The organism is Methanobrevibacter sp., assembly GCF_045611865.1.
Classification (GTDB): domain Archaea; phylum Methanobacteriota; class Methanobacteria; order Methanobacteriales; family Methanobacteriaceae; genus Methanocatella.
Window position 1 is genome coordinate 1 of the sequence record NZ_JAZKXX010000053.1, and the last position, 18,914, is coordinate 18,914.

Consider the following 18,914-nt stretch of genomic DNA (forward strand, 5'->3'; position numbering starts at 1 on the left):
CCAAGGCCAAATTAAATTGTGCTTCCCAGTCAAATTCTCTTCTGGCTTGAGCCATTTTAAGTTCTCTATCCCATGCCTGCGGAAGTCCTTTTGCAACGTCGGCAGCTTCAGCAGCAATCTTTGATGCGATTACTCCTTCTTTTACATCCTCAAGACTTGGAAGGGACAAATGTTCTGCAGGAGTTACATAACATAGGAAACTGGCTCCATAAGTAGCAGCTATTGCTCCACCGATTGCTCCTGTAATGTGGTCGTAACCAGGTGCAAGATCGGTTACGAGAGGCCCCAATACATAAAACGGTGCACCGTAGCATATTGTCCTTTGAATCTCCATATTGGCCTTAATCTGGTTTAAAGGCATGTGTCCTGGCCCTTCAACCATTACTTGAACGTTGGCGTCCTGGGCTCTTTTAACCAGGGTTCCAAGATTTACAAGCTCTTGAATTTGAGGGATATCGCTTGCATCCTTAAGACAACCTGGTCGGAGGCCGTCACCTAATGATAGTGTAATGTCATATGCATATGATAGCTCTAAAAGATAATCGTAATTTTCATATAATGGGTTTTCCTCATCGTTGTGGTTAATCCATGAAGCCAGGAATGTTCCTCCACGACTTACAATTCCCATCATCCTGTTTGCAGCTTTTAGTTTTTGGACCAAATCCTTTGTAATTCCGCAGTGAAGGGTCATGAAGTCCACCCCTTCCTTGGCCTGGTTTTCAATTGCCTTGAAAATATCATCGGGGTCCATGTCGATGATTTCCTTGTTTTTATTTAAGGTAATTACGCCAGCTTCATATATTGGCACTGTACCAATGCACAAATCAACAGCATCCATGATTTTGCGCCTGAATGTTGTTAAATCAGAACCTGTTGAAAGGTCCATAAGTGCATCTGCACCATATTCCTGAGCCAATTTAGCTTTATTTATTTCTAAATCAATATCATCAATTTTTGATGATGAACCTATATTTGCATTGATTTTTGTCTTAAGGCCTTCACCTATGCCGCAAGGTTTGGAATGACCGTTAATATTTTTTGGAATTACCACTAATCCCTTATCAATTAATCTAGCTAGTTTGTTAACATCTATATTTTCTTCATTGGCAACATACTCCATTTCAGGGGTGATGTTACCCTTTTGAGCTTCACTTTTTTGAGTCAAATTTATCCCTCGTATTGACTAATCATTGTTAATTATATAGTTTAAACTATATAGAATTAATTACAATTATACTTATTAGGTCGTGTTTATCATTAAGGTTATATATTTCGATACGGAAACAACCGGCTTGGATTGCAGGGACTGCAAAATAATAGAACTTGCAATGCTTACTGTCGTTGATGGGAAAGTCATTGATGATTATGATGAATTTGTAAATGTTGGTGAAGCCTTATCTCCAAAAGTCATTGAACTCACAGGCATTACAAATGACATGTTGAGAAATGAGGGGATTTCTGAAGAAACAGTTGCATATGATTTGAAAAAGAGACTCACAAAAGACACAATAATGGTTGCACATAACTGTCAGTTTGACTTGTTGTTTGTTTATTTTTTGCTTAAAAGTCATTTTCCTGATGAAGCTGATGAGATTGTGTCAAATGTCTGTTGGATAGATACTGTATCAGTATTAAAGGACAGAAAGGAGTATCCTCATAAGCTAATCGATGCCGTCCATCACTATAACATTGAAGAGGTTAATTTCCACAGAGCAATCGATGATACAAAAGCATTATATGAAGTCACCATGGCAATGAAACGGGAACGCAACGATTTAATTGAGTATGTTAATGTTTTCGGATATAATCCTAAATACGGTCCGGGGCCTATGAGATTCCCGTTCATTGAGTATAAGCCTCAGCCATATCATAACTGTGGTAAATTGCCTGATGATAAGATTTTACCTAGAATGTGATTTTTTGTTGGGTAAATATTGCTTTAGGTGTGAATAGGGGTTTTAATCTGATAATTACGAAGTGAAAGTAATTTTACATTCTCAAATCAAGTTTTAGATTAATGGATAAGGCAAATCAGGATTGTCCTTTTTAGGTTTTTCTCCGCCGATTTTTTCTAAACGCATTTCCAAAAACCTTTTTCCATCTTCTGTTTTTGCATAGATAGGTATTGACTGACCAACAGTCTTTACACTTTCCTCATCTCCGATTTCACGGATGTATTTTGAGGCACAAGCTGTTGCAACGTCACATCCGTCAAAGAGTTTCCTTGCATCTTCAGGGCTTCTTTTAGAAGTGTGCACAACAAAAACATAAATGTTTACATTAGGATTTTCAGCTTTAAGCTGGTTGATTCCATCTATATCGCTGGCCAGAGCCACTGTAACTGCAATATTTTTATATCCATGTTTTATGGCTTTTTTAATTCCTTCAATCTGGTTAATCTCGGCTGTTTCTGTGTTTACGATATTTTCTTTGCCAATTTCATCAAATAATTCTGGTATCGGGCTTGTCTTTACAAGTCCTGAGACTCGCCCTCCGATTCCCTGAACAAGTTCGGGTTCGTTGACAATGACGGTTCCGCATCCTTCCAGAACCATTACAACACAATCAATTTCATCCTCATCAAGCAAGGTACACATGATTTCGGATATTCCGAAGCTTAAGAAGTCTTTCATACGTAACTGTCTGTTTGCAGTACACATTCCAAAGTCATCTATTCTAAATTGGATGTTTTCAGCTATTACTTCTTTGGTGAGCTTTTTTATTCCTCTGTGGTGATCAAAAAGAGGACAGTATTCCACTTGAGGTTCTGTTACTTCAACGACTTTACCATCTTTTATGGTAATTTGACTTAGTCCTAACGCTTCGATAATATGTTCGCTCATGAAAATAACTATTGTCAAAATAAGTATTTAATATTTTGGAGGTTTGTGGGAAGTGTCAGTTCTTCCCACATTATATGGTTAGAAAGTTTAGATAAAAATAATGGAGGAAAAAGGAAGAAATTGGGTGTTTTCTTCCTTACATATATTGCACAAGTTGTTCTTCTTGTCCCTGGTTTCCAGGTTTAACTTTTTCGATTGCTTGTTTAAAGTATTTGTATGGTATTTCACTAGCTTCTAAGTTGTCTCTTAGAGTAAGCATTGCTGCTTCTCTGCATACTGCTTCAATGTCTGCTCCAACATATCCGTCAGTATTTTTAGCTAGTTTTTTAATGTCAACATCACTTGCAAGAGGCATATCTTTGGTATGAACTTTAAAGATAGCTATTCTTGCTTCTTCATCCGGTTCTTTGACTTGAATGTGTCTGTCAAATCTTCCAGGTCTCATGAGTCCGGCATCTAAGATGTCAGGTCTGTTGGTTGCAGCAATAATCGCAACGTCTTCAAGCTCTTCTAAACCATCCATTTCAGTCAATAGTTGGTTTACAACTCTTTTGGTAACGCCGCTGTCAGTGTCGTTTCCGCTACGTGCACTGGCTATTGCATCGATTTCATCGAAAAAGATTACAGTTGGTGCTGCCTGTTTTGCTTTTCTGAATACTTCTCTGACACCTTTTTCAGATTCTCCGACCCATTTTGATAGAAGCTCTGGACCTTTTACTGAGATGAAGTTTGCTTCACTTTCACTTGCAACTGCTTTTGCAAGCAAGGTTTTTCCAGTTCCAGGGATTCCGTAGAGTAGGGTTCCTTTTGGAGGTCTTATTCCTAAGCGTTGGAAGGTATCTGGGTGTTTTAATGGCCATTCGACAGCTTCTTTTAATTCCTGTTTTACATCGTCAAGGCCGCCTACATCATCCCATTTGATGTCTGGAATTTGCACAAGAACTTCCCTGAGTGCTGAAGGTTGAATCTCTTTTTGTGCGTTTTTAAAGTCATCTCCGGTAACGACGATTTTTTCCATTACTTCTTTTGGAATCTCTTCATCGTTTTGGATTTCCGGCAAGATCCTTCTTACAACTCTCATAGCAGCTTCTTTACATAGTGATTCCAAATCCGCTCCTACAAATCCGTGAGTTGTATTTGCGATTTTGTCCAAATCAACATCTTCTGCAAGAGGCATGTTTCTTGTGTGGATTTCAAGCACTTCTTTTCTCTCTTCTGTGTCCGGTACGCCTATTTCGATTTCTCTGTCAAATCTTCCAGGTCTTCTAAGTGCAGGGTCGAGAGAATCTGGTCTGTTTGTTGCACCAATAACTACGACTTGACCACGGGATTTGAGACCATCCATCAATGTTAGAAGTTGAGCTACGGTTCTTCTTTCAACTTCCCCATTGGTTTCTTCTCTTTTTGGTGCAATTGCATCGAGTTCATCAATAAATATGATTGAAGGTGAGTTTTCTTCTGCTTCTTCGAAGTATTCCCTTAGGTTTTCTTCAGATCCGCCCACATATTTGCTCATGATTTCAGGTCCGTTGATTGCAATGAAGTGAGCATCACTTTCACTTGCAACTGCTTTTGCAAGCAATGTTTTACCTGTACCTGGTGGACCGTGCATCAATACTCCTTTAGGTGGTGCGATACCAAGTTTTTCAAAGAGTTCGGGTCTTTTGAGAGGAATTTCAATCATTTCCCTTACTTTTTTGACTTCGTCCTTAAGACCTCCGATGTCTTCGTAGCTTACATCCACAAGGTTTCCAACACCTTCGATTTTGCTTACGTCAACTGGGGTTTCGTGAAGTTGAACTTCGGTATTCGGACCAACAATTACGATATCTTTTGGATTGGTTGATACAACCGCAAATTTGATTTCTTTCATTGCTGGTGTATAGTCCATTAATTCTTCGAATAAACTGTTAAAGCCCATGCTTGGTCTTGGTGCTCTGATTTGTGATCCGATAATGTCACCTTGCACCATTACTTTACCTGCAAAGAGCCCACGTACATCACCTTGTACGCGAATGTTATTTTCAATTGGAGCTAAAACAACTTTTTTAGCTTCGGTTGCACTGGTTTTTTGAATTGTGACTTCACCACCTATGGTTGCTCCGGAGTTTTTACGAACTAACCCGTCGATTCTTATTACTCCAAGACCAATGTCGGTTTGTGAAGGAAGAGCTATAGCTGCAGTTCTTTTGTCTCCAACGATTTCGATTAGGTCTCTTTCTTTGATTCCTAAATCGTCCATGACGTTTGGATCAAGTCTTGCGACTCCTTGACCGACGTCCTTTTGAGAGATAGCTTCTGCAACTTTTAGTGTGATTTTGTTTTCTGCCATTTCTATCATCTCCTTTTATGGCTGTAATGTGTAATAATTATAATCTGTCAAAATCTTTTTGTTACTTTTTGTAACTTTATTGACAAATATACCTTGGATGTCCTAGTATATAAAGGTTTCGGTTATGAAGGTTATAAAATTCTCTTTTAAAATGAGTTATTTTTAATAAAAAAATACAAAAATAGATGATTTTATTTATATTTGGATTTAAATTTTAAATTTATAAAAATAGTAAAAATTAAAGTGTTATATCTAATTTTAAAATTTAATTACTTTATGACACTTTAACATTTGTTCGTACTTATTAAAACATTATCTGATTCTTCCACCAAAACCGGTGAATAATTCCTTAACTGAATTGATTGCATCTTTGTCAAGGGCTATAACTTCAAAAGTTAAACTGATATGGTCATCATCAATTTGGGGGCCATTATATTTGTCAGTTAATGAAATGTCGATTATTTTGTGCATATCTTTTACTGTCTTTTGAATCACATTAACATCAACATCCTTGGAAAAGACACAGCTAATGGATTCGACTTTCTTAGTATAGTTGTCAAGTTTCCATCTGTACAACTCAGCATCACTTAAAACTTCAATATTTGCAATTCTCAGTTTTTTAACTTGCTTGGTTTCCTTTAAAAATGCAGTTTTATCGTTAACCTTTTCTAAAATGCCAACATGAATTTTACCGGAGTATATGTGTTTTAGGCCAACCTCTTTACCTACAGATTTATTTAAAAGGCTGTATTCATGGCTCAATGCTGAAATTGCCTTGTCACTTCTACCCAAAGCATTCTGGATATCTCCCATATGTTTGGTAGCATTGATTGCAATTTCAATGAATTTTTCTTCATTCCCGTCATTGATTGCATCCCTAATCTCAAGAACGGCTTCGGCAAAAGTATTTCTAATCTTATCCCCATTGTTGTTCATGAATTGGATGTAATAAGTCAAATACGGATTTTGTGATACGATACGGGCAATCATATCAATCATCAAATTGTAGATTGGACTTTCATAGTCTTCGGTTTCACTTATGTCAATTTTCAGCTTCTCAATTGCAGAAGCTGTGGAGATAAATGAGAAATGAGTTAAAACCTGAACAACGGCCATCATATAATCATGCTTTTCAGCAGTAGTCTCGATAACTCTCATGTTTTTACTTTCAAGGTAGCTTCGTATTTTCTCATACCACTCACCTTTCCTATCTGCTGTTAGAACGATTACCTGATTGTCAAGCTCAGTAGTCCTTGGACCGAAAATAGGATGTGTCGGAACGTATTCCACATTATCCGGCAGCACTTCGCTCATGGTTTTGGTTGGTTCCTCTTTGATGGATGTGACATCGACCATAACGGAACCGGGTTTCATAAAGGGTGCCACTTCACGAATGACGTCAGATGTATTGTGAATGGGTACAGATATGACTAATAAATCACTGATTTTTGTCAACTCTTCGTTTGACTCAATATAATTTACACCTGCTTCATCAGCTACTTTTCTACCTTTATTGTGGTCTCTACCACTTATAAATACATCAAAATCATTCCTAAAGTAATATATTAGGGTCCGACCCAAACCGCTACTACCACCGATTATTCCAACATTCATTTCAATCATTAATATTTTTAATTAATAATTATATAAAATATTAACTAGAAAAATTATTGTGAAAAATCATGAAAATCATAAACCAAGATACAAAAGAAGGAATAATAGAAGTAGTTCCAGAAACATTGGATGATTTATGGCACTTATCTCACGTAATCGAAGTTGGGGATAATGCATCCTCCAAAACCACCAGGCGTATTCAGGACACCAGTGGTGATAAACTCAGAAGTGATAGGGGAATCAAAAAAACATTTTACTTGGGTTTGGACATTGAAAGCATTAGTTTTCATATATTTACAGGAAAATTAAGATTGACTGGAGTGATTACAAGGGGTCCCGAAGACTTGATACCTCTTGGATCTCACCACACATTGGAGGTAAAACTGAACACTCCTCTTACTATCAAAAAGGACAGATGGCCGCAATGGGCAATCAAAAGACTTAACCAGGCAATTGAGGCATCCAAAAAATTATCTGCAATAATCGTGGTCTTTGAAGATGACACCGCAACATTGGGATTGATGAGACAATTTGGAATTGAATACTACGGCCCAATTAAAGGACATGTATCCGGAAAAAGGATTATAGATAAAAACAGACAGAAGAACATCATTCAATTTTACGAAAAGGTCATAGAATCAATAGAAAAGTTCGACTCCATACAGAACATTGTCATCGCAGGACCGGGGTTTGTTAAAAATGACTTTTATGATTATATAAAAGACAAGCATAAGGATTTGGCTAAAATATCAATCATCGAATCTACAGGTTCTGGTGGACGTAACGGAATAAGTGAAGTTCTAAAAAAAGGAACCGTGGAAAAGCTAACTGCTGAAAATAGGGTAGCTATTGAAATGGCGGCTGTTAATAATCTTTTGGCTGAAATTGGTAAAAACTCATCTAAGATATCATATGGGATAAAAGAGACCAAAAATGCAATAAATCTTGGTGCAATCAGTCAACTTCTAATATTGGATACTAAAGTGGCCAGTGAAGATATGGGCGATGCAATGGACATGGTGGAAAACATGAAAGGTGAAGTCATGGTCATCAGTAGCGAACACGAAGGTGGAAAGCAACTTGAAAGCCTTGGAGGTATGGCTGCAATTCTTAGATACGAAATTCGGTAATAATTTATATATTATAAAAAATTAAAAATTATAATGTTAAATATCAAATCGTGATTTACATGTATTATACGTCAATAATTTATGCATTTATTTTTGTTTTTATTATATCGGCAGTAGGTACGGCAGTTCTAAATATCATATTTAGATTTTTTGGAAAAAGAGGTTATTTGGGAAACTTATATCCAAATGTTCGTGGAGGCATTCCACGAGGTGTTGGTTTAATTCCATTCATTCTTTTAGCATTGTACATGTTGCCAAAATTCAACAATCTGATTTTATTTATAGGCGTATTTGCATTTATTGACGATATTTTGGGCAGAAAAAAATGTGTTCCACTAGGTATTGAATGGGGACAACTTTCAAGAGGAATTGGAATACTTGCTGTTATGGCTATTGGATTTATGGAAGGATTAGGATTTTCCTCAATTCTCATCGCCCTTATGGTTCAGCCGCTTAACATCTCAGACATGCAGCCGGGTTCCGCCTGTATCGTGACAATGATAATGTCTGTAGTAACCATTGTTGTAATGTTAATTGTCGGTTCACCGATGGTGGGAGAGCTACCTGCAGTATATACTCCATTACTGATTCTGATTGTATGTTTAGGATACTGTCCTCTTGACTTTTCAGGAAAAATCATGTTGGGAGAAGTTGGAAACCATACATTTGGAGTAGCTTTGGGTATCGCATTTTATATTGTCGGAGGATTCATCCCTGTTTTAATTTTAGGATTTATAACCACAGCATTGATTGCATTTGTTAGGAGAAATACACTTAGAGTATTTTTCAGACAAAAATTAAGGCTATTGGATCCGACATTCGGAGATTACTTCATGGATGTATTGACTGGTGGTGGTCTCGGAGATTTGCTTAGAAAATGGATACTTAGAGACAAACAATACCATATTACAAGTCCAATATTAAAATCATTAGGTTTTAGAAGGTTATTGTACAATCCTCATACATCACAACCTAGAAAATACGTTCCTAATTCCAAAAGCATTGCAAGGTTGGCTAAAGGTGAATAATCTATGAAAGCACTACTTGTTGTAACAGGAAGAGGGCTGGGTGGAGATGCAGCTATCGCACTCAATCTAATTAAAACTCTTGAAAAAAAGGGAGTCACTTGTGAAATAGCACTTGATGAGTCTGCTCCAGGATTATTGTTTGAAAAAAATGGCTATTCTTGGCATAAAATTTCAATTCCTCAAGCTGGAGGCCATGCTGCTACAAAATTAACTGCAGTTAAAGGTGCTTTAAAATTACTAACTGCAACATTCAAGGCAAGAAAATTAATCAAACGTCTTGATGTTGATTTTGTCATTGGCGTTTTGGGTGGTGGAGCTATTGTCGGATCTTTAGGTGCGAAATTTGCAAGAAAACCTGCATTTTCCTTAATTTCAACACCTCTTGATTCAAAGGTATGCCCTAAGTTCAATTATTGTTTTGCATTTCCGGAAATTTACTATTTCAGACAAGAAAATCTCCCGGCAAATATTGACAAATCATTTTATCCGCTTGCAGATAATATTGGTCAAGGTGATGCAAGCATTGCGCTTGAAGAGCTTAAAAAATTCCCTAATTTTGATGAAAACAAAAAGACAATACTGTTTTCTTCAGGTTCATCACTATTTAACGGAATGATTGATGGTGTTGACCTCGCATCCAAGTGCAGCGATAAATATAATCTTGTTTTAGTTGGTATTCCCCTAGAAGAGGAGTATTTGGACATGCTTGATAAAGACAAGGTAATTTATGCAGGCTATATCAATTGGATTAGTCATTTATTCAAATATGCTGATTTGGCGGTCTTAACTGATGATGGAGTGTCCCTTCAAGAAGCAATCGCATCCAAAATCCCTATAGTAACATTAACCAGAATAAAGTGGGGAAGATATCAGAATATGGCTGGTGTTTATAAGGGAGCAATCATAGAATCTGAAGTCAAGGATGTTTGCAAAAGCATTGAAGAGGCATTTGACAACTATGATTCAATTAAAAGCAATGTCTTGAAATTTTCTGATGAATGTTTGGCTGCTGGTGATATTTTAGCCGATAAAATGATTAAAAAAGTAAAATAGTGGTAATTATAACCACATATTTTTGATGATTTTATAGGTAGTGTCGGTTGATGGGTGTATTTCTAAAAAGTTTTCATAATCATCCAAATCATAATCCATTCTCATCAGATGAGATAGATATGCAACATCACTTGTGGATGATGGAGATATGGAGTTAATTTTGGCTATTTTATTGTTATTTTTATCAAAATCAACTTCCGCATAACCTGTATCGCCGCTTAAGATGTGCCAGAATGCAGATGGTCCGCCAATTCCTGGAATTGCAATTTGTGCTTTTTCATCATCTGACAAATCTAATTTTTCATTTTTAACAAAACTAACTTCAGTGTTCAGGCTTAATGTTTGAGGAATGCACTCATAGCTTACTTTATTTGAATAGCCTGCCATGTTTCTTGCAGCTGTGATACCTTCCATGCGCGCAACCGGTGTTAGCATGTATCCTCCAGTGACATCTCCTGCAGCATATATATTATTCAGATTAGTTTTCATCATTTCATTAACTTTTATTGTTTTATCAGGATTTATCTCAACAATGCCTTCGGCTATCTCACTGTTTGGCACTCTGCCAGTTGCAAAAAATGGAACCCCCTCTAATTCTTGGTCATCGTCGGTTAAAACTTTGTTTTTAAAGGCTTGTTTAACATTGGTGTTTTCATAGATGTTAACGTCAGGAATGATTTTTTTTAAAACATATTCTTTGGTGTTTTCACTTAATTCTTTTAAAAATGTGCTTCTTGCAAGGATATTGACTTCACTTCCGAGTGTTGAGTAAATGTTAGCTATTTCACCTGCTATAATTCCTCCACCAATAATGTTTAAAGATTCAGGGACTTCATCAATCTTTAAAATGTCTTTATTGGTTAGTCCAAATTCATTGCCTTCAATTTCTGGAATAAACGGTCTTGCACCTGTAGCTATTAATAGATTATCATATTCAAGGCTTTCGCCATTGACTTTAACAGTGCTTTCATCGATACTTGCTTTTCCATAAACGATGTTATTTCCAAAGCTTTCGTTTTCCATCTGGTTTAGGTATCTAAGCTTTTCTTGAGTTTCAATGATTTTCTGTGTTATTTTTTCATATGAAATGTCAAGTTGGCTTTTTAAAAATCCATACTCATTAAATCTTTTATTCAAATCGATAAATTTGGTGATGTCTGTTAGGGCACAAACAACCATACATCCTTCATTTAAGCAGGTACCTGCAATATGATTTTTTTCAATTAAAGTAACGTCTTCACCTAGTTTTCCAAGTTCTAGGGAACCTAATCTTCCGGCAGGGCCGGAACCAATAACAATATTTCTCATAAAAACACCAGTTTAGATAATTTTATATAATACTAATTTTGAATATAAATAATATATTAAATTTTGGAGAGGAGAAAATATGTGTATTGCGGCACCTGCTCAAATCGTAGAAATAAACAGAGAGGAGAATTATTTATTTGCTGACTTCGGTGGAGCAAGACAACAAGCAAAAATGGATCTTTTACCTGATGTGGAAATAGGAGATTATGTTCTTATCCACGCTGGTTATGCTATTGAAAAATTATCTGAAGAAGCTGCTAAAGAATCTTTAGAAGCTTGGGAAGAACTTTTGGATGTTCTTGAAGAAGAAGATAAAGAAATGGAAAAAGCAAGAGAAGAATTTTACAATTCAATAGATTGATACTCTTGTCACTCCTTTTATTTTTAAAAATTCTTTTATTAAATCCCCTTCAACGGGTTGTTCTGTTATAATTGTTAATATTGGGCTTTCTTGAAGCTCTGTATCTTCAGCATAAGCTTGTCTTATACTGATTCCTTTTTTTGATATTAAGTTTGTAGTGCTAGCCAGGATTCCTTCACTTTCATGGCCGACTTCGATTTCAATGACTCCTAAATCTAAGTTTTTAGCAATATTTTTTAGAAGTGTTCCGGCAGGAATGATGTTGCTGAATAAGTTGTATAACTCTGCATCTTCCTTGATGACTTCGATTGTTGATTTTATTGCTCTTCTGTCGACATCTGCAGCTGAAGCAAGTGCCTTATCGCTGATTTTTAAATTTCCACAGTAGATTTTTCCATCTTCATTTAAAGACAATCCAAGTTCAATCATTTTTTCTGCAACTCTTATTCTTGCAGGGTATTTTTTAAATTTTTCATTAATTCTTTCCCACATTTTAATCATCATTCCAACTTTTTGTACATTTAAGTTATATTATGTCGAATGGGGTATATAACAATTATGATTCTTATGAAAAATTCTAAAAAAAGACGCTGAAATTGTCAAATAATGTGAAAAATTCTTTAAAAATAGTTTGAAGTAGGCTAGATGGGATTCGAACCCATGACCTCCCGGTTATCAGCCGAGCGCGCTAACCAAGCTGTGCCACTAGCCTATGAATAAAAGTGGACAGTTAACTGTCAACACTTATACTTATATTAATCAGTATATATAACTGTTTCGGTCTTTTGGGGGTATGATGGCGTGTTCAAAATATTTGAAATTAATTATTTTTTTAGGGATTTGGTTGAAGAATATATGTCAAAGAGAAAACTATAACAGTTTAAAAAAAGTTATTCGGTGATAGTAATTTTTTTTAAGAGATTGTGAATTATAAACTCACAACCTCTCGGTTGTGTAAATCTATCTGTTAATCATTTCGTTAATGGAGTCAGCCATTGCATGTCCTTCAACGATAATTTTTGCATTTTCAATACCTTCAACCTTTTCAGCTCTGATTTTAGCATCAGCAGCGATACGTGTGATACTCATACAGCCTGGGTTGGTAGGTTTAAGAATAATTTCAGCTTGATCACCTTCTACGGTGATGTTTTGTACAATGCCCATTTCTACAATACTGATTCCCATGTGAGGGTCATTAATTACAGAAACAGCGTCTTTAATATCATTTACTAAATCTTCAGACATAAGTAGTCTCCTTAAAATTTTTGTTGTATTAATAGATTTAACATAAGGTATTTATAAACATTGTTATTTTTTGAAACTAAATTATACTTGATTATTTTACGCGTTGCTTGATTTTAACGCCTATGCCGTTACCACATTCTTCCATTTCACGTCCGGTCATTATGGCCTTGCCCACTCCCAAAACGGTGTCGTCTCGAACGACTACTACCTCATCATTAGGTATTATATTATTGGATGCCTTAACAATTCCCGGAGCAAATACAGTATTGGTGGTCAAATCAAAATCAATTCTGACAACATTGATGTTTAAATCTTTCAGGATTTCTCCACCTGGTAAATTTAACCTGTACAGTCCATGGTCCTTATTGAGCAATGCCAATTGCTTGCCGTCAGAAAGGATTCTTTTGTGATACATTCCTTTGGTTTTGACATTATCTGGTATAAATTTATCTCCGTTTGGACCAAACTGGTATTTTGCAATGGATTTTAGTTCATGCAATGTTTTTTCCCTTCTATTAACTCGTTGATGTTTTTTAAGTTCCATTCTTAAATTATATAGGGAATCTGGTGAAGTTGGCCTTTCATCTACACAGACATTTACAAAGTCATCAACGTAAGCTTCACATGACTCCAGATAGCCTCCGGCAAGGTTTGCAACAATCTGTTTGCCTTCACAGTATTTTGCTATTAATTTACCTGTTTCCTCTATTTCATCAGCTGACCATGAACCTGTGGTGCTCACATCATAAGATTGAATTGGAAAAGTATTTTCAAGTTCTCTTGGACATATTCCAAAAGGTGATGTCACAATAAGTTCTTGAAAAGATCTTGTGAGTTTTCTAAATTTTTGATGGGATTTTGAATTGGAATAGGGTTTTTTCATACTGCAGGGAAGCAATACGACGGTATCACCTAAAGGTTCCATCATTTCCATTCTTTGTCTCCATCTAACCGCTTCAGGACGGTAGAGTGATTCTTCAGATGAGCATATAACTTTCATTTTATTCCTCGAATCTTTTAATTAATTCTTCATCAAGTTTAAGTAATCTTTCAATATTGTCTTCATTATCTGGGATTTGGCGTTTCCATTTTGCTATTACAAAGTCAATATCCACCTCTTCAGACCCACTTACAAGATTGTCTGCATGGGCCACGATTTTTTCTTCAATACTTTGGGGTAAATATGACTTTTTTGGAAGTCCTAGCCAAATTGCCTCCTCTTCGGTAATTCCGGCACCGATGTGTCTTTCGATAATGTTTAAAACATCACTGGTATAACCGTATTTTCTGGCAATTTCAACACCTTCAATGGCGTGGGTTATGCCATGGGTTTTGGATCTTCCGATGTCATGCAATAAGGCTCCCTTTTTAATGAGGTCCTTATCGGCATTGTCAAAATTAGCAGCTATTTTCATAGCTTTCCTACAAACAGCTTTACAATGGTCTATTACATTTTCAGGAGTATTTTCACGCCTAAGTAATTCAATTTCCATTTTTATCTTTATTTCTTGTTTTTTGAAGTAAAGGAATTAAAATTACTTTCAACCATCTTTATGTCTTCTTTTATTTGGCTTATGATTTGTTCATTGTCTTGGAATTCTAATTCTTCACCACATTCCGGACACATGAATTCACAATCTGAAGCATCATCGAAAACAAGTCTATAGTGGCCTTCAGGACAGATGAAAAACATATTGTTTTCTTCACGGTCTAATTCATCGTTAAGCATTTTTAAATAGTCTTCAGAATCTTTAATGATGCGGTTTATAACTTCATCTTTTTCAAATTTCCAAGAATAGGTAAACCATTGAGTTTCAGGGTCTTTACTTCTTTTATAACTTGCTAATCCCATGTCGTAAAGTTTATAAAGTATTTTTCTAACAATGTTTAATTTAATTCCAGTTTTCTCAGCAATTTGTTCGTCGGTTTCAATTCCTTCGTTTAAGGCCTCAACGATAGGTAAATTGTCTTCATCTTCAACAATATTTGTTAATAATGTCTTTACTAATGGATCGCTTATCATTTAATTTCCCCTAAAACTTTTAAAAGCCAATTATCATAGTAAAAAAGTGAAATAATTGATTTAATATTAATGTTAGTTTTGTTTTTTATATTATAAAAATATATCTATAATATATTTTTTTGACTAGGTATCTTTAAAAATAGAAAATCTAAAAAATCAATCAACTAAATCGGGGAGCTGTTTTTCTGATTATGACTGCAGGGGTGTGGGTGATGGAATCCAAATCCTCAATTGTCACCTCATCAAACTCAGAGCCCAGAACCTCTTTCACGCTGTGGATGGTTTTCATTTCGGTTGAAAGTGATTTTTGATAGTCTTCAGCTATATTGGCAATTTTAAGTGCTGTTTCAACATCCATCTTTTCACTGCATCCCAGTGGTGTTGATCCCATGTTTTCTGACAGCTGACCTTTCACGTAACCGAAAAATCCATTGTCGGCATCAATTCCTTCGATTGCAATTGGAAGGCCTGTAAAGTATTTCCCGTTTTTCATGTATGTGGCATCGGTGTCGATAATCATCACGCAGACGTCCTTTCCGATTTCTTCTTTAATTTCTTTTGCCACCCTTTCGGGATTGTCCGGAAGAAGTGAAACGCATGTTCCAGGAGCATTGCTCAAATCGATTCCAGCTTCAGAAGCAGGTTTCAATGCATGCTTCAGACCGTATAGTTCAAGAACCACCTGCTTGTGGGCTTCTGTTTCTTTTGGTAACTTTCTCAGGTTTTTGATGGTTCTTTTCTTGATTCCCAAAATAGGGCCGAAAACATATCCCCAAAGATACTTGCTCCACACGACAGTTAGAAATTTAGCCGTTAGTGACGGGTTGTATCCGGCCTCATCAATCAGCCTGTTTTGTGAAACTGAAATTGGAGTTTCAGCTATTACCAGATAGTCTCCATCAATCATCAGTTCCCGTGCAGGATTAATGATTGAGTCAAGGCTGTCGTTTGGTTTGATGTAACCGGTTTCAATTGGAATTACGATGTAATCTCCATTAATCACATGTTTTATATCTTCTAAATTTTGGGATGTCATAAAAATCTTTTTAAGTATATAATTATAATATACATAAAATGATAAAGTTTTAAATAATTATCTATTTTAGAGATGATATCATGGCTAGAAAATTCATTACATATTTTGAAAAAGAAGGTGAAAACTACACTGATGAATTAATTGGGGCTGTTAAAGACAGATTGGAAAATTCCAACCATATCAAAAGGATTTTAATAGCATCAGCTACAGGTGAATCTGCATTAAAATTATATGATGCTTTGGAAGGCATGGGAATTGAAATAATCAATGTGACTCATCACATGGGCTTCAGCGGCAAGAATGAATCAGATATCTCTGAAGAGATGATTGAAAAACTAGAAAATGTTGGAATTAAAACTTTATTCGGATTACATGCATTCAGTGGTGCTGCAAGAGGAGTTACCAACAAATATGGTGGATATTCTCCGTTGGATGTTGTAGCAGACACTTTAAGAATGTTTTCTCATGGAATTAAAGTTGGAGCTGAAATATCAATAATGGCTGCAGATGCCGGATTGATTCCTGTAGGTGAAGAAATAATTGCCATTGGTGGTAGGGGCCATGGTGTTGACAGTGCCGTTATTTTAACTCCTGTAAATGCTAAAGATCTCTTTAAATTGGAATTCCATGAAATTATTGCAATGCCAAGAGATTAATTTTGTTTAATTTTTTTTAGAAAATTTTACTTATAACTTATAAATTAGTTGCATTTAAATATTAGTTACAATAGAAATATTTAACAATTATTTTAATAGAAGAGTATGTGGGGTTAATTTGTGAAATTTATAGATGACGCAATCAAAGAATCAGAACAAAGAATGGAAGAGAAAGCTCCTGAAAAACTCTCTTCAGACATTGACGATGATCTTATAGAAATTATTAAAGGTGTAAAAACCAATATATTTGTTGTTGGTGCTGGTGGAGCAGGAAATAACACTATTTCAAGATTAAATGAAATGGGTATCGAAGGAGCAACAACAATCGCAGTAAATACTGATGCTCAAGATTTATTTTACAGCCAATCTGCTAAAAAAATCCTTCTTGGAAGACAAACTTCTAAAGGATTAGGTGCAGGTGGAGAACCGTCTGTTGGTGAAGAATGTGCTGAAGAAAGTGAAGATGAAATCAGAGATGAATTAGAAGGCGCAGACATGGTATTTGTTACCTGTGGTCTTGGTGGGGGAACTGGTACAGGTTCAGCTCCAATCATCGCTAAATTAGCTAAAAAATTAGGAGCATTAACTGTTGCTGTAGCTACCATGCCATTCTCAGCAGAAGGTATTAAAAGAAGAGAAAATGCAGACCAAGGTTTAGAAAAACTTCAAGAATCTGCTGACACTGTAATTATTATTCCTAATGATAAATTATTAGAAGTTGCTCCAAATTTACCATTAAACAAAGCGTTTATGGTATCCGATGAGATTCTAGGAAGAGCTGTTAAAGGAATTACCGAATTAATTACTAAAAAAGGTCTTGTAAGTTTAGACTTTGCTGATATTAGAAGTATCATGAGTGGCTCTGGAATGGCCATGATTGGTATGGGTGAATCTGAATCTGGAGACAGAGCTTTAGAATCAGTTCACGAAGCATTAAGCAGCCCATTATTAGACATTGATATTTCAAATGCTACCGGTGCTTTAGTTAACATATCAGGTAGTTCTGATTTAACATTACATGAAGCTGAAAAAATCGTGCAAGTTGTTGCTGACAAATTAGATCCTGAAGCTAATATTATTTGGGGTACCCAAATTGATGAAAGCCTTCAAAATGTTGTTAGAACAACAGTTGTTGTTTCAGGTATTAAAACTAATTACGGAACTGACGTTACTCCTAAAATCGAGTATGCGGAAGAAAAAACCGAACCTGAATCAACCAGTGATCAATTAGATGATTTCATTGATGGAATCTTCTAATTCTATCTTTTTATTTTTTTGGCTAAATGCAAACATTTATTAATGTTTAAGATATAAACTTTATTATTACTATTATTTTATTATAATTTACAAATTTTTTATTTTGGGTTATTTAAATGAATGTACAAGAAAATATTGATAAATTTATTAAAGACAGTAAAAGAGTATTAAAAGTATCCAGGAAACCAGATAAAGAAGAATATTTCGAATTAGCTAAAATTTCAGCTTTAGGAGTTTTAGTTGTCGGTGCAATCGGATTTGTCATTGTATTGATTGGATCTTTAATTGGTTTATAGATAAACCAACTTTCTTTTATTTTTTAATCCACTAATTATAATAAAATTTTTTGTAATTTTCTATTTTATTCAAAAATTTATTTTTTTGAAAACTTTTATATACTATCATTTATAAAGATATTGATATTATAGAAATCTTATTTTCAGACAAATTTTTTCTGAAAATTATGGCTTTTATAATATTTTTAACTTAATGTATGATTTTATTAACAAGCAAAAATTTTAAATATAGGTGAATTTTTCATGGAAGATACTAATAGTTCCATATACGCTCTTAAGACCTCTGCGGGTCAAGAAAGAAATGTTGCTAGACTCCTAGCACGTAAAGCTAGAACCATTGATGGTATAGGCATTTCCTCAATTCTTGTTCCAGAATCTTTAAAAGGGTATATTTTAGTTGAATCTTCAACAAAAATAGATCTAAGAAACCCTGATTTAAAAGTACAACATTTAAGAGGGGTTGTTGAAGGTAGTGTTGGAATTACTTTTGATGAAGCAAAAAGATTCTTAAAACCAGAACCTATTATTTCCTCTATTCAAAAAGGAAGTATTGTTGAGCTTATTTCTGGTCCATTCAAAGGAGAAAGAGCAAAAGTGGTTCGTATTGATGAATCACGTGAAGAAGTCGTTCTTGAGTTAATAGAAGCTGCAGTACCGATTCCGGTTACTGTTAAAGCTGATCAAATTAGAATAATTCAAAAGGAGGCTGACTGATGGCTAAAGATACAGTCG

Annotated in this window: 20 protein-coding genes and 1 tRNA gene; 9 read left to right on the forward strand and 12 right to left on the reverse strand. The window is 35.3% G+C overall.

The features are described from left to right. On the reverse strand, nucleotides 1-1,165 hold a 1,165-nt coding region (gene thiC / locus ACKI32_RS05155; protein WP_407414175.1), incomplete at its 3' end, for a phosphomethylpyrimidine synthase. A gap of 82 nt (nucleotides 1,166-1,247) precedes the next feature. Here thiC and ACKI32_RS05160 point away from each other — a divergent pair. Then, nucleotides 1,248-1,916, forward strand: a complete 669-nt coding sequence (locus tag ACKI32_RS05160; protein ID WP_407414177.1) for a PolC-type DNA polymerase III — start codon at nucleotides 1,248-1,250, stop codon at nucleotides 1,914-1,916. 93 nt (nucleotides 1,917-2,009) lie between these two features. On the opposite strand, the gene ACKI32_RS05165 is transcribed toward ACKI32_RS05160, so the two are convergent. The 3 genes from ACKI32_RS05165 to ACKI32_RS05175 form a co-directional block, all read right to left on the reverse strand. Further along, nucleotides 2,010-2,843 (reverse strand): methanogenesis marker 8 protein, encoded by an 834-nt coding sequence (locus ACKI32_RS05165; RefSeq protein ID WP_407414179.1) that lies wholly within the window; start codon nucleotides 2,841-2,843, stop codon nucleotides 2,010-2,012. A 136-nt stretch (nucleotides 2,844-2,979) separates the two neighbouring features. Further along, nucleotides 2,980-5,175, reverse strand: coding sequence for a CDC48 family AAA ATPase (locus ACKI32_RS05170; protein WP_407414181.1), 2,196 nt, complete (start codon nucleotides 5,173-5,175; stop codon nucleotides 2,980-2,982). Between the two features lie 312 nt (nucleotides 5,176-5,487). Further along, nucleotides 5,488-6,798: a prephenate dehydrogenase gene (locus ACKI32_RS05175; RefSeq protein ID WP_407414183.1), complete on the reverse strand. Its 1,311-nt coding sequence runs from the start codon at nucleotides 6,796-6,798 to the stop codon at nucleotides 5,488-5,490. 59 nt (nucleotides 6,799-6,857) lie between these two features. Between ACKI32_RS05175 and ACKI32_RS05180 the strand changes: the two genes are divergently transcribed. Genes ACKI32_RS05180 through ACKI32_RS05190 form a run of 3 tightly spaced genes read left to right on the forward strand, consistent with a single transcriptional unit; the run spans nucleotide 6,858 to nucleotide 10,000 of the window. Then, complete coding sequence (locus ACKI32_RS05180; RefSeq protein ID WP_407414185.1) at nucleotides 6,858-7,919, forward strand: mRNA surveillance protein pelota; 1,062 nt, start codon at nucleotides 6,858-6,860, stop codon at nucleotides 7,917-7,919. A 59-nt stretch (nucleotides 7,920-7,978) separates the two neighbouring features. Next, nucleotides 7,979-8,947, forward strand: coding sequence for a cell wall biosynthesis protein (locus ACKI32_RS05185; RefSeq protein WP_407414187.1), 969 nt, complete (start codon nucleotides 7,979-7,981; stop codon nucleotides 8,945-8,947). Nucleotides 8,948-8,950: 3 nt separating this feature from the next. Further along, a complete protein-coding gene (locus ACKI32_RS05190) occupies nucleotides 8,951-10,000 on the forward strand; it encodes a glycosyltransferase (RefSeq protein WP_407414189.1) in 1,050 nt (349 codons plus the stop codon). 6 nt (nucleotides 10,001-10,006) lie between these two features. Here the strand turns inward: ACKI32_RS05190 and ACKI32_RS05195 are convergent, their stop codons facing one another. Beyond that, nucleotides 10,007-11,308 (reverse strand): FAD-dependent oxidoreductase, encoded by a 1,302-nt coding sequence (locus tag ACKI32_RS05195; RefSeq protein WP_407414191.1) that lies wholly within the window; start codon nucleotides 11,306-11,308, stop codon nucleotides 10,007-10,009. A gap of 79 nt (nucleotides 11,309-11,387) precedes the next feature. Here ACKI32_RS05195 and ACKI32_RS05200 point away from each other — a divergent pair, with 79 nt between their 5' ends. Continuing rightward, entirely contained in the window at nucleotides 11,388-11,669 is a 282-nt protein-coding gene (locus tag ACKI32_RS05200) for a HypC/HybG/HupF family hydrogenase formation chaperone (protein ID WP_407414193.1), read from the forward strand. On the opposite strand, the gene ACKI32_RS05205 is transcribed toward ACKI32_RS05200, so the two are convergent. From ACKI32_RS05205 to ACKI32_RS05235, 7 genes are all read right to left on the reverse strand, one after another. Continuing rightward, nucleotides 11,658-12,173 (reverse strand): amino acid-binding protein, encoded by a 516-nt coding sequence (locus ACKI32_RS05205; protein WP_407414195.1) that lies wholly within the window; start codon nucleotides 12,171-12,173, stop codon nucleotides 11,658-11,660. The two genes, ACKI32_RS05200 and ACKI32_RS05205, sit on opposite strands and share 12 nt — an antisense overlap. A gap of 133 nt (nucleotides 12,174-12,306) precedes the next feature. After that, a tRNA-Ile gene (locus ACKI32_RS05210) sits at nucleotides 12,307-12,381 on the reverse strand. Nucleotides 12,382-12,629: 248 nt separating this feature from the next. Further along, complete coding sequence (locus ACKI32_RS05215; protein ID WP_407414197.1) at nucleotides 12,630-12,914, reverse strand: iron-sulfur cluster assembly protein; 285 nt, start codon at nucleotides 12,912-12,914, stop codon at nucleotides 12,630-12,632. A gap of 91 nt (nucleotides 12,915-13,005) precedes the next feature. Further along, nucleotides 13,006-13,914: a DUF5591 domain-containing protein gene (locus ACKI32_RS05220; protein WP_407414199.1), complete on the reverse strand. Its 909-nt coding sequence runs from the start codon at nucleotides 13,912-13,914 to the stop codon at nucleotides 13,006-13,008. Nucleotide 13,915: 1 nt separating this feature from the next. Continuing rightward, nucleotides 13,916-14,407, reverse strand: coding sequence for a TIGR00295 family protein (locus tag ACKI32_RS05225; protein ID WP_407414201.1), 492 nt, complete (start codon nucleotides 14,405-14,407; stop codon nucleotides 13,916-13,918). A gap of 8 nt (nucleotides 14,408-14,415) precedes the next feature. Beyond that, nucleotides 14,416-14,937 carry a transcription factor E gene (gene tfe, locus ACKI32_RS05230; protein WP_407414203.1) on the reverse strand — a complete coding sequence of 174 codons (522 nt, stop codon included), beginning with the start codon at nucleotides 14,935-14,937 and terminating at the stop codon, nucleotides 14,416-14,418. A 160-nt stretch (nucleotides 14,938-15,097) separates the two neighbouring features. Next, entirely contained in the window at nucleotides 15,098-15,973 is an 876-nt protein-coding gene (locus ACKI32_RS05235) for a coenzyme F420-0:L-glutamate ligase (RefSeq protein ID WP_407414205.1), read from the reverse strand. Between the two features lie 80 nt (nucleotides 15,974-16,053). On the opposite strand from ACKI32_RS05235, the gene ACKI32_RS05240 reads away from it, so the two are divergent. The 4 genes from ACKI32_RS05240 (at nucleotide 16,054) to ACKI32_RS05255 (ending at nucleotide 18,896) form a co-directional block, all read left to right on the forward strand. Further along, nucleotides 16,054-16,629, forward strand: a complete 576-nt coding sequence (locus tag ACKI32_RS05240) for a pyruvate kinase alpha/beta domain-containing protein (RefSeq protein WP_407414207.1) — start codon at nucleotides 16,054-16,056, stop codon at nucleotides 16,627-16,629. A 120-nt stretch (nucleotides 16,630-16,749) separates the two neighbouring features. Then, nucleotides 16,750-17,886: a cell division protein FtsZ gene (gene ftsZ, locus ACKI32_RS05245; protein WP_407414209.1), complete on the forward strand. Its 1,137-nt coding sequence runs from the start codon at nucleotides 16,750-16,752 to the stop codon at nucleotides 17,884-17,886. A gap of 116 nt (nucleotides 17,887-18,002) precedes the next feature. Then, nucleotides 18,003-18,182: a protein translocase SEC61 complex subunit gamma gene (locus ACKI32_RS05250; RefSeq protein ID WP_407414211.1), complete on the forward strand. Its 180-nt coding sequence runs from the start codon at nucleotides 18,003-18,005 to the stop codon at nucleotides 18,180-18,182. A gap of 243 nt (nucleotides 18,183-18,425) precedes the next feature. Further along, on the forward strand, nucleotides 18,426-18,896 hold the full coding sequence (locus ACKI32_RS05255) for a transcription elongation factor Spt5 (protein WP_407414213.1): 471 nt from the start codon (nucleotides 18,426-18,428) through the stop codon (nucleotides 18,894-18,896). Nucleotides 18,897-18,914: the final 18 nt, after the last annotated feature.

Excerpts from the sequence above, each read along its gene's own strand:
- ACKI32_RS05185 (WP_407414187.1), top strand. The coding sequence starts at position 7,979 with ATGTATTATACGTCAATAATTTATGCATTTATTTTTGTTTTTATTATA.
- ACKI32_RS05205 (WP_407414195.1), bottom strand. The coding sequence starts at position 12,173 with ATGATGATTAAAATGTGGGAAAGAATTAATGAAAAATTTAAAAAATAC.
- ACKI32_RS05240 (WP_407414207.1), top strand. The coding sequence starts at position 16,054 with ATGGCTAGAAAATTCATTACATATTTTGAAAAAGAAGGTGAAAACTAC.
- tfe (WP_407414203.1), bottom strand. The coding sequence starts at position 14,937 with ATGATAAGCGATCCATTAGTAAAGACATTATTAACAAATATTGTTGAA.
- ACKI32_RS05170 (WP_407414181.1), bottom strand. The coding sequence starts at position 5,175 with ATGGCAGAAAACAAAATCACACTAAAAGTTGCAGAAGCTATCTCTCAA.
- ACKI32_RS05250 (WP_407414211.1), top strand. The coding sequence starts at position 18,003 with ATGAATGTACAAGAAAATATTGATAAATTTATTAAAGACAGTAAAAGA.
- ACKI32_RS05225 (WP_407414201.1), bottom strand. The coding sequence starts at position 14,407 with ATGGAAATTGAATTACTTAGGCGTGAAAATACTCCTGAAAATGTAATA.
- ACKI32_RS05195 (WP_407414191.1), bottom strand. The coding sequence starts at position 11,308 with ATGAGAAATATTGTTATTGGTTCCGGCCCTGCCGGAAGATTAGGTTCC.
- ACKI32_RS05200 (WP_407414193.1), top strand. The coding sequence starts at position 11,388 with ATGTGTATTGCGGCACCTGCTCAAATCGTAGAAATAAACAGAGAGGAG.
- ACKI32_RS05180 (WP_407414185.1), top strand. The coding sequence starts at position 6,858 with ATGAAAATCATAAACCAAGATACAAAAGAAGGAATAATAGAAGTAGTT.
- ACKI32_RS05215 (WP_407414197.1), bottom strand. The coding sequence starts at position 12,914 with ATGTCTGAAGATTTAGTAAATGATATTAAAGACGCTGTTTCTGTAATT.
- ACKI32_RS05165 (WP_407414179.1), bottom strand. The coding sequence starts at position 2,843 with ATGAGCGAACATATTATCGAAGCGTTAGGACTAAGTCAAATTACCATA.
- ACKI32_RS05175 (WP_407414183.1), bottom strand. The coding sequence starts at position 6,798 with ATGATTGAAATGAATGTTGGAATAATCGGTGGTAGTAGCGGTTTGGGT.
- ACKI32_RS05255 (WP_407414213.1), top strand. The coding sequence starts at position 18,426 with ATGGAAGATACTAATAGTTCCATATACGCTCTTAAGACCTCTGCGGGT.
- ACKI32_RS05220 (WP_407414199.1), bottom strand. The coding sequence starts at position 13,914 with ATGAAAGTTATATGCTCATCTGAAGAATCACTCTACCGTCCTGAAGCG.
- ACKI32_RS05235 (WP_407414205.1), bottom strand. The coding sequence starts at position 15,973 with ATGACATCCCAAAATTTAGAAGATATAAAACATGTGATTAATGGAGAT.
- ACKI32_RS05190 (WP_407414189.1), top strand. The coding sequence starts at position 8,951 with ATGAAAGCACTACTTGTTGTAACAGGAAGAGGGCTGGGTGGAGATGCA.